Origin of the sequence: Plantactinospora sp. BC1 (assembly GCF_003030345.1) — a bacterium.
Lineage (GTDB): Bacteria > Actinomycetota > Actinomycetes > Mycobacteriales > Micromonosporaceae > Plantactinospora.
Genome location: NZ_CP028158.1, coordinates 5,405,866 through 5,420,986, shown reverse-complemented (window position 1 = coordinate 5,420,986; position 15,121 = coordinate 5,405,866). Strand labels below are relative to the sequence as shown.

At 73.0% G+C, this 15,121-nt stretch carries 11 protein-coding genes; 5 read left to right on the top strand and 6 right to left on the bottom strand.

All coding sequences use genetic code 11. The features are described from left to right. Positions 1 to 198: 198 nt before the first annotated feature. From C6361_RS23645 to C6361_RS23630, 4 genes are all read right to left on the bottom strand, one after another. Positions 199 to 1,593: a HAMP domain-containing sensor histidine kinase gene (locus C6361_RS23645; protein ID WP_107262888.1), complete on the bottom strand. Its 1,395-nt coding sequence runs from the start codon at positions 1,591 to 1,593 to the stop codon at positions 199 to 201. Between the two features lie 29 nt (positions 1,594 to 1,622). Then, positions 1,623 to 2,312 carry a response regulator transcription factor gene (locus C6361_RS23640; protein ID WP_107262887.1) on the bottom strand — a complete coding sequence of 230 codons (690 nt, stop codon included), beginning with the start codon at positions 2,310 to 2,312 and terminating at the stop codon, positions 1,623 to 1,625. A gap of 103 nt (positions 2,313 to 2,415) precedes the next feature. After that, positions 2,416 to 4,653 carry a glycoside hydrolase family 3 N-terminal domain-containing protein gene (locus C6361_RS23635; protein WP_107269046.1) on the bottom strand — a complete coding sequence of 746 codons (2,238 nt, stop codon included), beginning with the start codon at positions 4,651 to 4,653 and terminating at the stop codon, positions 2,416 to 2,418. 185 nt (positions 4,654 to 4,838) lie between these two features. Then, positions 4,839 to 5,990, bottom strand: coding sequence for a class I SAM-dependent methyltransferase (locus C6361_RS23630; RefSeq protein WP_107262886.1), 1,152 nt, complete (start codon positions 5,988 to 5,990; stop codon positions 4,839 to 4,841). 119 nt (positions 5,991 to 6,109) lie between these two features. On the opposite strand from C6361_RS23630, the gene thrS reads away from it, so the two are divergent. Both thrS and C6361_RS23620 read left to right on the top strand, forming a co-directional pair. Continuing rightward, positions 6,110 to 8,158, top strand: coding sequence for a threonine--tRNA ligase (gene thrS, locus C6361_RS23625; RefSeq protein ID WP_107269045.1), 2,049 nt, complete (start codon positions 6,110 to 6,112; stop codon positions 8,156 to 8,158). 43 nt (positions 8,159 to 8,201) lie between these two features. Further along, on the top strand, positions 8,202 to 8,723 hold the full coding sequence (locus C6361_RS23620) for an HIT domain-containing protein (protein ID WP_107262884.1): 522 nt from the start codon (positions 8,202 to 8,204) through the stop codon (positions 8,721 to 8,723). A 307-nt stretch (positions 8,724 to 9,030) separates the two neighbouring features. On the opposite strand, the gene C6361_RS23615 is transcribed toward C6361_RS23620, so the two are convergent. After that, positions 9,031 to 9,906: a bifunctional DNA primase/polymerase gene (locus tag C6361_RS23615; protein ID WP_107271137.1), complete on the bottom strand. Its 876-nt coding sequence runs from the start codon at positions 9,904 to 9,906 to the stop codon at positions 9,031 to 9,033. Between the two features lie 150 nt (positions 9,907 to 10,056). On the opposite strand from C6361_RS23615, the gene C6361_RS23610 reads away from it, so the two are divergent. After that, a complete protein-coding gene (locus C6361_RS23610) occupies positions 10,057 to 11,046 on the top strand; it encodes an aldo/keto reductase (protein ID WP_107269044.1) in 990 nt (329 codons plus the stop codon). A 38-nt stretch (positions 11,047 to 11,084) separates the two neighbouring features. Here the strand turns inward: C6361_RS23610 and C6361_RS23605 are convergent, their stop codons facing one another. After that, positions 11,085 to 13,250 (bottom strand): elongation factor G-like protein EF-G2, encoded by a 2,166-nt coding sequence (locus C6361_RS23605; RefSeq protein WP_107269043.1) that lies wholly within the window; start codon positions 13,248 to 13,250, stop codon positions 11,085 to 11,087. Positions 13,251 to 13,502: 252 nt separating this feature from the next. On the opposite strand from C6361_RS23605, the gene pgsA reads away from it, so the two are divergent. After that, positions 13,503 to 14,132 carry a phosphatidylinositol phosphate synthase gene (gene pgsA, locus C6361_RS23600; RefSeq protein ID WP_107269042.1) on the top strand — a complete coding sequence of 210 codons (630 nt, stop codon included), beginning with the start codon at positions 13,503 to 13,505 and terminating at the stop codon, positions 14,130 to 14,132. A 19-nt stretch (positions 14,133 to 14,151) separates the two neighbouring features. Continuing rightward, entirely contained in the window at positions 14,152 to 15,117 is a 966-nt protein-coding gene (locus tag C6361_RS23595) for a phosphatidylinositol mannoside acyltransferase (RefSeq protein ID WP_107269041.1), read from the top strand. Positions 15,118 to 15,121: the final 4 nt, after the last annotated feature.

Here is a 15,121-nt window from a genome sequence, read left to right as displayed (position 1 = left end):
GTGGTTGGCCCGGTGGAGCGGGATGGGATCGGGTTCGATGTTGCCACCGGGGCGGGCCGCTCGGACGCGCGTTAATCCAGACCTAAGGAAGACTTGCGCGGAACCAGAAACTCCTTGCCAGGACGCCCGATCCGGCCGGGAGAGGGGGCTCGGTCGCCGGAGGATCGGGTCAGTCGCCGGAGTCGTCGGAGGATCGGGTCAGTCGCCGGAGGAGCGCGGCCGGGACCAGCGGCGGCGGGTGACCGCGTCCTTCTCCCGGGCCAGCCGACCGACCAGCCCGAACCGGCTGACCTGTCGGGGCGCCGCGTCCGGGTCGGCCAGCAGCATGACCACGCTCGCCCCGCCGAGGCGGGCCCGGTCGATGCTGACCGAGCCGTTCGCCTGCTGGGCCACCCGGCGGGCGATGTCCAGGCCGAGCCCGGTGGAGCCACGGTCGCTGGCCCCCCGGCGCAGCGCCCGGTCCGGGTCGGCGATGCCGGGGCCGGCGTCGTCCACCCGTACCGCGATGTAGCCGTCCCGGCGGGTGACCGCGACCTCGAACGCGGTGCCCTGCGGGGTGTACCGGAAGACGTTGCCGAGCACCGCGTCCAGCGCGGCGGCCAGCTCCGCCCGGGGCACCGGCACCGGGATCCGGGTGTGCGCACCGATGACCCGGTGCGACCGGTTCTGGTCGCCGGCCAGCGCCGACCAGAAGACCATCCGGTCCCGGACCACCTCGCTGACGTCACAGCTGCCCGGCGCGGCCTCCTGGGCGACCGTCTTCCGGGTGGTGTTGATCAGTACGTCGATCTCGCCCTCCAGCGTCACGATCGCCTGCCGGATCCGGCGGATCGTCCGGCGCCGGTCCAGTTCGGCGGCGCTGAAGTTCCCGACGCTGGTGTCGTCGGAGTCGAGCGCGTCGGCGTCGAGCCGCAGCACGGTCAGCGGGGTACGCAGCCGGTGTGACAGGTCGGCGACGAGTTCCCGTTCGTCGGTGCGCGAGGTGACGAGCCGGTCCGCCATCCGGTTGAAGGCGTACCCGGCCTCGGCCAGCTCGCGGGGCCCGCTCGGCTGGATGCGTACGTCCAGGTCGCCGTCGCCGACGGCCAGCGCCGCCTGCACCAGCCCCCGGGCCGAGGCGACCGCCTTGCCGGCGAGCCGGTCCACCACGATCACCGAGGCGATCACCAGCCCGATCGCGACCAGGATCAGCATCAGCCAGGTGCCGCCGGTACCGGCGGTCAGCGCCGCCTCGGAGACGAAGACCTCGACCACCAGCACCCGGCCGGCGACCGGTACCGGTTCGAGCCGGACGACGCCGCCCGCGACCTCGGCGACGACCGGGGTGCCGGTCCGGATCGCCCGGTCGACGTCACCGGCGGCGGCCCGGGGGTTGCCGCCGAGCGACAGGCCGTGCACGACCGGTGGACTGCCGGTGTTGCCGGCGGTCGACTCGACGACCCGGCGGATCGCCGCCGGGTCAGCGCTGACCGCGAGCGCGCCGGTGACCACCGCGCTGCGCCGGGCCGCGTCGCCGAGCGCGTCCTCCCGGGCGTCGCGTTGCAGCGCCGTGCCGAGCGGAATCAGGAAGGCGAGCGCGACGATGGTGGTCATGCCGGCCCCGAGGTAGGCCAGCGCAAGCCTCAGTCCGGTACCACCAACCGGAATCCGACCCCCCGCACGGTGCGCAGGTAGCGGGGCTTCGCCGCGGACTCGCCCATTTTGCGGCGGAGCCAATACAGATGTACGTCGATGGTCTGATCCTCGCCGACCGATGGCTGCCGCCATACCTCCTCCAACAGTTCCCGGCGGGACACTACCCGGCCGGGCCGCGCCGCGAGATAGGCCAGCAGGTCGAACTCCTTGCGGGTCAGCGCCAGGGGCACCCCGTCGAGCAGGGCGCTCCGTTCGCCGACGTCGATCCGCAGCCCGCCGACGGAGTGTACGGCCGGCTCGACCGTCCGGCTCGCCCGGCCGACCCGGCGGAGCACCGTGGTGATCCGGGCGTCCAGGTGGGCGCCGGTGAACGGCTTCACCATGTAGTCGTCGGCACCGGCCCGGAGCAGCCGGACGATCGCCTGCTCGTCGTCCCGGGCGGTGGCGATGATGATCGGTACGTCGGTGATGCCGCGCAGCATCCGCAGCGCGTCGGCGCCGTCCAGATCGGGCAGCCCGAGGTCGAGTACGACCAGGTCGGGGGTTTCGGCGGCGACCCGGCGCAGCGCGTCGAGCGCCGTACCGACCGCGTGCACCGCGTGCCCGCGGTCGGCCAGGGAGCGCAGCATGGCGCCGCGTACGACATGGTCGTCTTCGACCAGGAGGACGGTGGCCACCTGATGACCGTACTGCCCATGGCAAGTCGGGTGAATCGGTGGCTGGTGCGGCGGTCCGCCCGGATTGTGCCACCAGCGCGACTCCGGGCGGACCGGGCATCATTCAGCCGGTGCCGCAGGACTGTCCGTTCAGGGTGAACGCCGTCGGCCGGGGGTTGCTGCCGGTGTGGCTGCCGGTGAAGCCGATCCCGACGGAGGCGCCCGCCGCGAGGGTGCCGTTCCAGCTCTCGTTCGTCGCGGTGACGTCGCTGCCGGACTGGGTCCACCGGGCCGACCAGCCCTGCACCACCCGCTGCCCGCTGGCGGGGAAGCCGAAGCCGAGGGTCCAGCCGGTCAGTGCGGCGGTACCGGTGTTGCGGATGGTGAGGTTCGCGGAGAATCCGCCGCCCCACTCGTCGACCGCGTACGTCACCTGGCAGGCGGCACCCGTCGGCGGGGTGCTCGGCGGCGGGGTGCTCGGCGGCGGGGTGCCGGGCGGCTGGCCGGCGTAGCCGAGACCGTGGCCGTACGGGAAGAGCGGCGTCTTGCCGTCGCCGTCGTTGATCGGCTGCTGGCTCGCGCTGCTCATCCAGCTCACCGGCAGCTTGCCGGTGGCCGGGCGTACCCCGAAGAGCACGTCGGCCACCCCGGCGCCCTCGGTGCCGGGCAGCCAGGCGGCGAGCAGGGCACGCCAGTTCGGCAACTGGCCGGCGATGTCCAGCGGCCGGCCGGAGACCAGCACCACGATCACGGGTACCCCGGAGGCGCGCAGCCGGTCCAGGGTGGCCAGGTCGGTGGCGTCCAGTCCCATCCCGCTCGGCCGGTCCCCGCGCCCCTCGGCGTACGGCGTCTCGCCGACCACCGCGATCGCGGCCCGGTAGGAGCTGTCGATGCCGGTACCGCTGGCGTTGTAGGTGACCGTGCTGGAGGAGGCGACCGCGTTCCGGATCCCCTGCAGGATGCTGGTACCGGGGGTGATCGCCCCGCTGCCGCCCTGCCAGGAGACCGTCCAGCCGCCGCTGGCGTACCCGATGTTGTCGGCGCTCTTGCCGGCCACGAAGATCCGGTTGTTCGCGGCGGCCAGCGGCAGGATGCCGCCGTCGTTCTTCAGCAGCACCTGGGAGGCCGCCACCGCCTCCCGGGCCAGCGCCCGGTGCGCCGCGCTGCCCACCGTCGAGGTGTACGACCGGTCGGCCAGCGGCCGTTCGAAGAGGCCCAGCTCGAACTTCTTGGTCAGGATCCGCCGGTTGGCGTCGTCGATCCGGGCCTGGCTCACCCGGCCGGCCTGCACCTCGGCGCGCAGGTGGGTGATGAACTGTCGCCAGCCGGTCGGCGCCATCACCATGTCGATGCCGGCGTTCACCGCCTGCCGCACCTCGGCGGCGGTGAATCCGGTGGCGCCGTCGAGCTGGTCGATGCCGTTCCAGTCGGAGACCACGAAGCCGTCGAAGCCGAGTTCGCCCTTGAGCAGACCGTTGATCAGGTAGTCGTGCCCGTGCAGCTTCTGCCCGTTCCAACTGCTGTACGAGATCATCACCGAGCCGACGCCCCGGCGGACCGCCTCGGCGAACGGCGGCAGGTGTACGGCCCGCAGCTCGGCCTCGGAGAGCTGGGTGTTGCCCTGGTCGGTGCCGTTCGTGGTGCCGCCGTCGCCCAGGTAGTGCTTGGCGGTGGCCAGCACCGACGCGGGCCCGGCCAGCGAGTCGCCCTGGAGTCCGTCGATCACGGTGGTCATCGAGCTGACCAGGGCGGGGTCCTCGCCGAACGACTCGTAGGTACGGCCCCAGCGGTCGTTGCGGGCCACGCAGAGGCAGGGGGCGAAGGTCCAGTTCACCCCGGTGCCGGCGACCTCCTCGGCGGTGGCCCGGCCGATCCGCCGGACCAGTTCCGGGTCGCGGGTGGCGCCGAGGCCGATGTTGTGCGGGAAGATCGTCGCGCCGACCACGTTGTTGTGCCCGTGTACGGCGTCCGAGCCGTAGATCATCGGGATGCCCAGCGGTGTGCCGAGGGCGGCGTTCTGGAACCGGTCGTACATGTCGGCCCAGCTCGTGGCGTTGTTCGGGGTGGGCGCGGAGCCGCCGCCGGAGAGCACCGAGCCGAGCCGGTAGCTGGTGATGTCGGCGGGGGTGACCGAGGCGCGCTCGCCCTGGGTCATCTGGCCGATCTTCTCGTCCAGGCTCATCCGGCCGAGCAGGTCGTCGACCCGGCTGGCGACCGGCAGCGCCGGGTCCTGGTAGGGCAGCGCGGCGACGCTGGCGGCGGGGGCGCTGGCGGCCGGCGGGGCGGGGGCGCCGACACCGATGCCGACCAGGGTCAGCAGCAGGGCGGCGGTGAGCAGTGCGGCGGGAGGTCGGGTGGGCACGGGACGTCCTTCCGGCGGCAGGTTCCCGCACGTCCGGCGCCGCTCCCCGCCGTACGGTGACCGCTGCGATCGACGATCGTCGTTCTCGGCTCCTGCCCGACCCTATTCGGGAGCGCTCCCATGGACATCCGCCGGGCAATAACGATCCGATAACGGGCGTCCGTGTGTCGCCGGGCCCTGCGGCCTCAGCGGGCCGGCGGCAGTTGCAGCACCCAGCGGTACGCCTGGACCATCCCGGTGTCGAAGCCGGCCGCCGAGCCCCAGAGGAAGAGCCGGAATCGCCGGTACAGCGGCTCGCCCCAGCGCCGCACGATCTCGTCCCGGGCGTCGTCCAGCCGACGCGCCCACTCCCGGCAGGTCAGGTAGTAGTTGTGCCGGTCGTCGACGAGATTGAGCAGCTCGAACGGCGAGTGCGCCACGTGCCGCAGGTACTGGTGCAGCAGCAGCGGGGCCGAGCCGCCCGGATAGACGTACCGCTTCATGAAGGTCGAGACGACGTGCTTGCGGCGCATCGCCAGCGCGTCCAGGTAGACCCGGCCGCCGGGCCGGAGCAGTTCGGCGTACTTGCGCAGCGTGGTGCGGTAGTCGGGCAGGTGCTCGGTGACCCCCATGTTCACGATCGCGTCGTAGCGCTCGCCGGGGGAGTAGCCGAAGATGTGCTCCCGGACCACCCGCACCGGCAGCCGCTCGCGGTCGAACAGCTCGGTGAGGAAGCGCTCCGACTCCACCGACAACGTCGTGGTGGTGACCCGTACGCCCCGGCGGGCGGCGTGCTCGCTGAACGCGCCCCAGCCGCCGCCGACCTCCAGCACGTGGTCGCCGGGGCCGACCCCGATCGCCTCCAGCGCCAGGTCCATCTTGCGGGTCATCGCGTCTTCCAACGGCTCGTCGTCGGAGGCGAAGACCCCCTCGGTGTAGCAGCGGTGCCGGTGGTCGAGGAAGGTCAGGAAGAACTCGGAGTCCTCGTCGTAGTGGTGCGAGATGGCCCGCCGGTCGTCCTCGCGCCGCCCGCGCAGCAGCGTCGGCAGGAACCGGCCGACGAAGGCGATCGGATGCCGGTCGGTGAAGAACGAGCGCATCCGCAGCGCCGCTGCCAGGTCGCCCTCGACGTCCAGCGACCCCTGGAGGTAGGCGACGGCGACGGCGAACTGGTCGAGCGCGGCAAGTGCCTTGGCGCCCCGCTCGTCCTTGACCACGATGGTGAACTGCGGTGCTCCGGTGCCGAAGGTCCGCACCGGCCCACCGGCCGGCGCCACCGCGAACGGTACGCCCGGCCCGGTGCCGAAGAAGGTCTGGTATCTACGCTGTAGTGCGCTCACGGCGTCGACGGGTGCCACGGCGTCAATCTAACGCCGTGGCAGCGGCGCCGGCAGGAGGAAAACGCAGGACCGATAGCATCTGGGCAAGCCGATCCCCTCGGTGATGCCCGATTCGTCCAAGATCGTAAGGAGCCACCGTGTCCCAACCCCGTACCCCCGTCGGTGCCGACCCCGTCGTCGTCCCGGCCGGGACGACGGCGGCCGAGGCGGTGGCGGCGGCGAATCTGCCGCACGCCGGCCCCGGGGCGATCGTGGTGGTCCGCGACCCGGGCGGCCAGCTCCGCGACCTGGACTGGGCGCCCGAGGTGGAGACCGTGGTCGAGCCGGTACGGCTGGACTCGCCGGACGGGCTCAACGTGCTGCGCCACTCGACCGCGCACGTGCTGGCCCAGGCCGTCCAGGACACCTTCCCCGAGGCGAAGCTCGGGATCGGCCCCCCGATCGACAACGGCTTCTACTACGACTTCGACGTCGACCGCCCGTTCCAGCCGGAGGACCTCGACCGGCTGGAGAAGCGGATGCAGGAGATCGTCAAGTCCGGGCAGCGGTTCCGGCGGCGCCGCTTCGACAGCCTGGACGCGGCCCGCACCGAACTCGCCGACGAGCCGTTCAAACTTGAGCTGATCGAGGTCAAGGGCGCGGGCACCGAGGGTGGCGGGACGGGCTTCGACGCCGGTGAGGTGATGGAGGTCGGCGCCGGTGACCTCACCATCTACGACAACCTGGACGCCGAGAGCGGCAAGGTCTGCTGGTCCGACCTGTGCCGGGGACCGCACCTGCCCAGCACCCGGCTGATCGGCGCGTTCAAGCTGATGCGCTCGGCCGCCGCCTACTGGCGGGGCAACGAGCGCAACCCGCAGCTCCAGCGGGTCTACGGCACCGCCTGGCCGACCCGGGACGCGCTCAAGGCGTACCTGAAGGTGCTGGAGGAGGCGGCCCGGCGCGACCACCGCAAGCTCGGCGCCCAGCTGGACCTCTTCAGCTTCCCCGACGAGATCGGCTCCGGCCTGGCGGTCTTCCACCCCAAGGGCGGGATCATCCGGCGCGAGCTGGAGGACTACTCGCGACGGCGGCACGAGGCGGCCGGCTACGAGTTCGTGAACAGCCCGCACATCACCAAGGCGCAGCTCTTCGAGACCTCCGGCCACCTGCCGTACTACGCCGACACGATGTTCCCGCCGATGCGGTTCGAGGGCGCGGAATATTACCTCAAGGCGATGAACTGCCCGATGCACAACCTGATCTTCCGGGCGCGCGGGCGGTCGTACCGGGAGCTGCCGCTGCGGCTCTTCGAGTTCGGCACCGTCTACCGGTACGAGAAGTCCGGCGTGGTGCACGGGCTCACCCGGGTACGCGGGCTGACCCAGGACGACTCGCACATCTACTGCACCCGGGAGCAGATGCCGGGCGAGCTGACCACCCTGCTCGCCTTCGTCCTCGACCTGCTCCGCGACTACGGCCTCGACGACTTCTACCTGGAGCTGTCGACCCGGGACGACTCGCCGAAGTTCATCGGCTCGGCCGAGGACTGGGCGGAGGCGACCGAGGCACTGAAGACCGCCGCCGAGGCGTCCGGGCTCGACCTGGTGCCGGACCCGGGCGGGGCGGCCTTCTACGGGCCGAAGATCAGCGTGCAGGCCAAGGACGCCATCGGGCGTACCTGGCAGATGTCCACCATCCAGGTCGACTTCAACCAGCCGGAGCGGTTCGGTCTGGAATACCAGGCCGCGGACGGCACCCGGCAGCGGCCGGTGATGATCCACCGGGCGCTCTTCGGCTCGATCGAGCGCTTCTTCGGGGTGCTCACCGAGCACTACGCCGGAGCCTTCCCGGCCTGGCTCGCCCCGGTGCAGGTGGTCGGCATCCCGATCCGCGAGGAGCACGCCACCCACCTGCACGGCTTCGTCGCCGCGCTGCGCGCCGAGGGGATCCGCGCCGAGGTGGACACCTCGGACGACCGGATGCAGAAGAAGATCCGTACCGCCCAGCAGCAGAAGATCCCGTTCATGGCGATCGCCGGGGACGCCGACGTGGAGGCCGGGGCGGTCTCGTTCCGCTACCGGGACGGGTCGCAGCGCAACGGGGTACCGCTCGCCGACGCGGTGGCGCACGTGGTGGAGGTGGTCCGGTCCCGGGTCAACACCGGTCCGACCGCCGGACCGACCGGTGGCGAGGCCGGGTCGTAGGATCGTCGGCGTGACAGGCGCGGCGCCCCACGCGGAACTCGGCATGCCCGACGGGCTCGATCGGCTCTGGACCCCGCACCGGATGACCTACATCTCCGGTCCGGACCGGCCGGGGGAGGGGCACGAGAAGCCGGCCGGCTGCCCGTTCTGCCTCGCACCCGAGCGGGAGGGCGAGGAGAACCTCGTGGTGCACCGGGGCGAGCGGGTCTTCGTGGTGCTCAACCTCTACCCGTACAACCCCGGGCACCTGCTGGTCTGCCCGTACCGGCACGTCGCCGACTACACCGAGCTGGACGTCGCGGAGACGGCCGAGCTGGCCGACTGCACCCAGGCGGCGATGCGGGTGGTCCGGCGGGTCAGCAACGCGCACGGCTTCAACATCGGGATGAACCAGGGCGGGGTGGCCGGCGCCGGCATCGCCGCCCACCTGCACCAGCACGTGGTGCCGAGGTGGGGCGGGGACGCCAACTTCATGCCGGTGATCGCCCGGACCAAGGTGCTGCCGCAGTTGCTCGCCGACACCCGTACCCTGCTCGCCACCGCCTGGGCGACCACGGCCGGCTGAGCGACGAACCGCCTGCGGCCCCGTGGCTCCCCGGCTCGGCGGGGTTCTTCTTCCCGACCGAGCCGACCACCGGCGCCGGAGCGGCCCGGCCGGGGCGGGAGAGTGCCTGGCGCGCGCTGTCGAGCTGGGTGCACGGGTGGGGCACCCCACCCGGTTGTCCGCACGGCGGCCGGCGGGGCGCGGGCCTGAGTGCGGAGGCTCGGGTGCGGGTGCACCGGTGGGGCAGCTCGACAGTCTCCCCACCCGGGTGTCGCCGGTCGAGGTGACCGGCGGCGCGAGATGTAATCAGACGCGGTCGGCGACCCAGCTAGGCGGCGAGACCGTACCGGGGATGCCGGCGACCGGTGCGCAGCCCGGAGCGGATCGTCCGGGCGATCTCGTACCGGCCCAGCCCGCTGCGCCGGGCGGCGTCGGCCAGCACCACGGTGATGTCCCGCTCGTCCAGCAGCTCCACCGCGGCGAGCTGACCGAGGTGGTACGCCGCCCGGTAGAGCGTGGTGTTCCGGGTGCCGGTCACCGCGCCGGCCACGCTGCTGGCCTCGGCGGCGAGCGCGGCGCTGGCGTACCGGTCGGGATGCCGCAGCCGGTCGGCGCCGCCCGACCCGGGAATTCCCGGCCGGGCCGGCGGTGCCGGCGGGAAGAGCAGCGCGGTCAGCTCCGGCGGGCAGTCGGCGAGCGGGACGTCCGGCCGGCGGATCCAGCGGTAGTCCCGGCCACTGGCGTGCCGGGACGGCGGGGCGACGACGTAGCCGCCGGCTCCGCGCCAGTCCACCCCGGGCAGCAGTCCGCTGCGGTTGCCGGCGCCGGTCGGCCGCAGGTAGAGATGCCAGCCGCCGGAACCGGTCCGGACCACCGGCCCGGTGATCCGGCGCTCGCGGACCACGGCACGCAGCGCGGCGACCCCGTCCGGCGGGTCGACGTCACAGACGTCGAACCGGTCACCGGTACGCAGTGCCAGGTTCGCCTCCGGCCAGCGGGTCCACCACCGCCGGATCACCTCCGGCCGGGTGCTGGCGTCGTGCAGACCGTGCCGGAGCAGGCTGCGGTGCCAGCGGGGATGCTTGCCCGGGCGGTCGCAGTCGGGCCGGCGGCAGGTGCAGCCGGTCGCGGTCGGAGAGTGCAACGGCAACACGGGTACGCCGGCAGCGGCGTATTCCAGGGCGGCGCGCAGCAGCGGTGTCATCCCGACCTCCTCGCCGGCCGGATACCCACGCTCAGGATATTCGAACACCTGTCTGATCGACACCCGGGTACGCCGTTCGACCCGTTCACCGCCGTCCAGCGGATTGTCGCCGGCTCCGCCCGGCCGGCCCGATGTGAAAGCCTTACCGACATGAATGCGAACACGCGGGTGTTGGGGCGCAGCGGCATCGAGGTGAGCGCGCTCGGCCTCGGCTGCTGGGCCATCGGCGGCGTCTGGCACCAGGGTGACCAGCCGTTCGGCTGGGGACAGGTGGACGACGACGAGTCGATCCGCGCGATCCGGCGCGGCCTCGACCTCGGCGTCACCCTCTTCGACACCGCCGACGTCTACGGCACCGGACACAGCGAACGGATCCTGGCCCGCGCCCTGGCCGGACACCGGGACGAGGTGGTGCTCGCCACCAAGTGGGGCTACACCTACGACGAGGCGACCCGGCAGATGACCGGCGCGGACGGGTCGGCCGACCACCTGCGCCGGGCGGTGGCCGCCTCGCTGCGCCGGCTGGAGACCGACCGGATCGACCTCTACCAACTGCACCTCGGCGACCTGCCGGTCGACGAGGCGGCGGAACTCCTCGGCACCCTGGAGGAACTCGTCGCCGAGGGCCGGATCCGGTCGTACGGCTGGAGCACCGACCTGCCCGACCGGGCCGCCTCCTGGGGCGCCGACGGCCCGCACTGCACCGCCGTGCAGCACTCCTTCTCGGTGCTACAGGACGCGCCGGAGATGCTCGCCGTCTGCGAGCGCCACGACCTGGCCAGCGTCAACCGGGGGCCGCTGGCGATGGGGCTGCTCTCCGGCAAGTTCACCGAGTCGTCCACGCTGGCCGCCGACGACGTACGCGGGATCGCCCCGGCCTGGCTGGACTGGTTCCGGGACGGGCGGCCCGCCCCGGAGTTCCTGGCCCGGGTGGCCGCCGTCCGGGACGTGCTCGCCTCCGACGGCCGTACCCTCGCCCAGGGCGCGCTGGGCTGGCTCTGGGCGCGCAGCGGCCGTACGGTGCCGATCCCCGGCTTCCGGACCGTCGCCCAGGTGGAGGAGAACGTCGGCGCGCTGGCGCACGGGCCGCTCCCGGCCGACCAGGTCGCCGAGGTGGAGCGCCTGCTCGGCAAGGCGTGACGCGGAGGTGCCCGCCCCGGGGCGGGCACCTCGGGCGGTCACCGGCCGGACGAGTTGTGCTCCTTGCGGATCTGGTCGGCCAGGTGCGTCGGCATCGGCTCGTAACGGGCGAAGGAGCGCCGGAAGGTGCCACCACCGGCGGTCATCGAGCGCAGCTCGACGGCGTACCGGATCAGTTCGGTCGCCGGCACCTCGGCCCGGACCAGCGTGTGTTCGGTGCCGGCCGGGTCCGGCTCGGTGCCGAGCACCCGGCCGCGCCGCCCGGACATGTCGCTCATCACGGCGCCGACATATCCGTCCGGCACCCGGACCATGACCTCGTCGACCGGCTCCAGGAGCGTGACCTGCCCCTTCTCCGCCGCGTCGCGCAGCGCCAGCGAACCGGCGGTCTGGAAGGCGGCGTCGGACGAGTCGACGCTGTGCGCCTTGCCGTCCACCAGGGTCACCCTCAGGTCCACCACCGGATAGCCGGCGACGATGCCCCGGCCCATCTGGGTGCGTACACCCTTCTCCACCGACGGGATGTAGTTGTGCGGCACGGCGCCGCCGACCACCCGGTCGGCGAACTCGAAGCCCGCACCCCGGGGTAGCGGCTCCACCTCGATGTCGCAGACCGCGTACTGGCCGTGCCCGCCGGACTGCTTCACGTGCCGGCCGTGCCCCTTCGAGGCCACCGCGAAGGTCTCCCGCAGCGCCACCCGGACCGGCTCGGTCTCCAGGTCCACCCCGCCGCCGCGGAGCCGGTCGAGCACCACCTCGGCGTGCGCCTCGCCCATGCACCAGAGCACCAGCTGATGGGTCTCCGGGTTGCGCTCCAGCCGCATCGTCGGGTCACCCGCGACCAGCCGGGCCAGGTTCTTGGCCAGCGCGTCCTCGTCGGCCCGGCTCTTCGCCACGATCGCCACCGGCAGCAGCGGCTCGGGCATCTCCCAGGGCTCGATCAGCAGCGGGTGCTCCCTGGCCGAGATGGTGTCGCCGGTCTCCGCCGTACCCGACTTGGTGATCGCGCAGATGTCGCCGGCCACGCAGTACGGCACCTCGCGCAGCGCGGCGCCGAGCGGGGAGTAGATGTGCGCGATCCGCTCGTCGGCGTCGTGGTCCGGATGGCCGCGCTCGGCCATGCCGTGCCCGGAGACGTGCACCACCTGGTCGGGGCGGAGCGTGCCGGAGAAGACCCGGACCAGGGAGACCCGGCCGACGTGCCGGTCGATGGTGGTCTTGACCACCTCGGCCACCAGCGGGCCGTCCGGGTCGCAGTGCAGCGGCGGCTGCGGCGAGCCGTCGACCCCGGTGACGGTGGGCAGGTCGTGCTCCAGCGGGGTCGGGAACGCCGAGGTCAGCAGCTCCAGCAGGACGTCGATGCCGAGCCCGGTCTCGGCACAGACCGGCACCACCGGATAGAAGTGCCCCCGGGCGACGGCCTTCTCCAGGTCGTCGATCAGGACCTCGACCTCGATCTCCTCGCCGCCGAGGTAGCGGTCCAGCAGCGTCTCGTCCTCGCTCTCCGCGATGATGCCCTCGATCAACTCGTTCCGGGCGTCGCCGATCGCCGGCAGGTGCTCGGGGTCGGGGTCGCGGACCGCCGCCGGCAGCCCGGCGGAGTAGTCGAAGACCCGGCGGGTGATCAGGCCCATCAGGCCGACCACGTCCACACCCTCGTCGTCGAGCATCGGCAGGTAGAGCGGGAGTACGTTGTCGCCGAAGACCCGCTGGCAGAGCGCCACCGTCTCGTCGAGGTCGGCCCGCTGGTGGTCCAGCCGGGTGACCGCGACGGCCCGGGGCATCCCGACGGCGGCACACTCCTGCCAGAGCGCGGCGGTCGCCCCGTCCATCCCGTCCACCGCCGAGACGACGAAGAGCGCCGCGTCCGCCGCGCGCAGCCCGGCCCGGAGTTCGCCGACGAAGTCCGCGTAGCCGGGGGTGTCCAACAGGTTGACCTTGATGCCGCCGTGTTGCAGCGGCGCGCAGGCCAGGCTGATCGAGCGCTGCTGGCGTACCGCCGCCGGGTCGTGGTCGCACACCGTGGTGCCCTCGGTCACCGCACCGGGCCGCGAGATCGTGCCGGTCGCCGCCAGCAGCGCGTCGACCAGGGTCGTCTTTCCGGCACCGGAGTGGCCGACGAGCACCACGTTGCGAACCCTGCCGGGCTCGTCCACCACCGGCGCCGGGCCGGTGACCCCCTTCTCCTGACTCTTCTGCGCCATCGGGGCGCACCTCCCTAAGCCGGTGGTTGGTGGCGACCGCCGCGTGCGACGGGGGAGCTGCCCTGGCGACTCCGCGGCGATATCCTCGGGTGGCCTGCCGTGCTGCCGGAGACGTGCCGGGTGACAGGTGAGCGACGTCACGTCCCCTGCACCGATCTCACACCCGTACAAGTCGTGACACAAGCCTGCGGCGCGAAGTAGGCGCCACCGGGCGTACCGTCGCCGTTCGCGGCCCGTTATGGTGGGACGGCCATGGCGAAGATCTTCCAGGTGTCGGCCCGGGCCGGCATGACCCGAGTCGTCGAACCGATCGCCCGGACCCTGCTGCGGGTCGGGGTGACGCCCAACGCCGTCACCGTGACCGGGACGCTCGGGGTGGTGGTCGGATCGATCGTGCTCGGCGCCCGGGGTTACCTGGTCGCCGGTGCGCTCGTGGTGACCTTCTTCGCCCTCACCGACCTGCTCGACGGCACGATGGCCCGGATGCGGGGCGGGTCGAGCCGGTTCGGCGCGTTCCTCGACTCGAGCATGGACCGGGTCTCCGACGGCGCGGTCTTCGGCGCCGTCGCATACTGGCTGGCCACCCAGGACGACCACGTCGGGGTCGCCGCCGCGCTGATCTGCCTGGTCGCCGGTGGCCTCGTCTCGTACGTCAAGGCCCGGGCCGAGGGGCTCGGGATGACCTGCAACGTCGGCATCGCCGAGCGGACCGAGCGGCTGCTGATCGTCGGGGTCGGCGGGCTGCTCACCGGCCTCGGGCTGGACTGGGCGCTGGTCACCGCGCTCTGGCTGCTCGCCGCGATCTCGGTCTTCACCGTCGGGCAGCGGATGACGCACGTCTGGCGGCAGGCGCAGCGCGCCGAGTTGGGCGTGGACGCGTGACAGTGCCGCAGGCCAGCCGGTGACCCCGGTCGAGTTCGGCTACCTGGCCGGCTGGCGGGCCGTACGCGCACTGCCCAAGCCGGTGGCGGCGGCGCTGTTCCGGGCCGCCGCCGACCAGGCGTACCGCAGGCGTGGCCGGGGGACCCGCCGGCTCGCCGCCAACCTGCGCCGGGTGGTCGGTCCCGAACTGCCGCCGGACGCCCTGGAGGAGCTCGTCCGCCGGGGCATGCGCTCGTACGCCCGCTACTGGCTCGACGTGTTCCGGCTGCCGTCGCGCAGCCGGGAGCAGATCCGCGACGACTTCCGGCTCGACGGCGAGAAGCGGCTCGCCGCCGAGATGGCGGCCGGCCGGGGTGTCGTGGTGGCACTGCCGCACTCCGGCAACTGGGACGCCGCCGGCGCCTGGGTGGCCGCCAAGGGCTGGCCGATCGCCACCGTCATGGAGCGACTCAAGCCGGAGGGCGTCTACGAGCGCTTCCTCGACTTCCGGCGCCGGCTCGGCATGGAGATCCTGCCGACCCACGGCGGCCCCCGGGCCCCGTTCGAGATACTGGCCGAGCGGGTCGCCGCCGGCTACCTGGTGCCGCTGCTCGCCGATCGGGACCTGTCGGCGCGCGGTGTCGAGGTGCGGTTCTTCGGCGGCCGGGCGCGGATGCCGGCCGGCCCGGCACTGCTGGCCCTCCGGACCGGCGCCCCGCTCTACGTGGCCGCCCTCTGGTACGACCCGGCCGGGCCCCGGGGCCGGCTGATCGGGCCGCTGGAGGTGCCGTCGCCGGATTCCGGCCCGCTGGACCAGCGCGTCCGGGCGCTGACCCAGCGGATCGCCGACCATCTGGCCGAGGGCATCGCGCAGCGCCCGGAGGACTGGCACATGCTGCAACGGGTCTGGGTCGACGAGCCCGCCCGGACCGCCACAGTGACCGGTCCGGCCGGGGTGGTGGCGCCGGAGACACCTGGCACCCCGTCGATCTCCGAGCCGGCCTGAAGGG

What these genes read in the sequence shown, in the direction of transcription:
- pgsA (WP_107269042.1), top strand. Translation starts at nt 13,503, where the DNA reads ATGGCGAAGATCTTCCAGGTGTCGGCCCGGGCCGGCATGACCCGAGTC.
- C6361_RS23645 (WP_107262888.1), bottom strand. Translation starts at nt 1,593, where the DNA reads ATGACCACCATCGTCGCGCTCGCCTTCCTGATTCCGCTCGGCACGGCG.
- C6361_RS23615 (WP_107271137.1), bottom strand. Translation starts at nt 9,906, where the DNA reads ATGACACCGCTGCTGCGCGCCGCCCTGGAATACGCCGCTGCCGGCGTA.
- C6361_RS23605 (WP_107269043.1), bottom strand. Translation starts at nt 13,250, where the DNA reads ATGGCGCAGAAGAGTCAGGAGAAGGGGGTCACCGGCCCGGCGCCGGTG.
- C6361_RS23610 (WP_107269044.1), top strand. Translation starts at nt 10,057, where the DNA reads ATGAATGCGAACACGCGGGTGTTGGGGCGCAGCGGCATCGAGGTGAGC.
- C6361_RS23620 (WP_107262884.1), top strand. Translation starts at nt 8,202, where the DNA reads ATGCCCGACGGGCTCGATCGGCTCTGGACCCCGCACCGGATGACCTAC.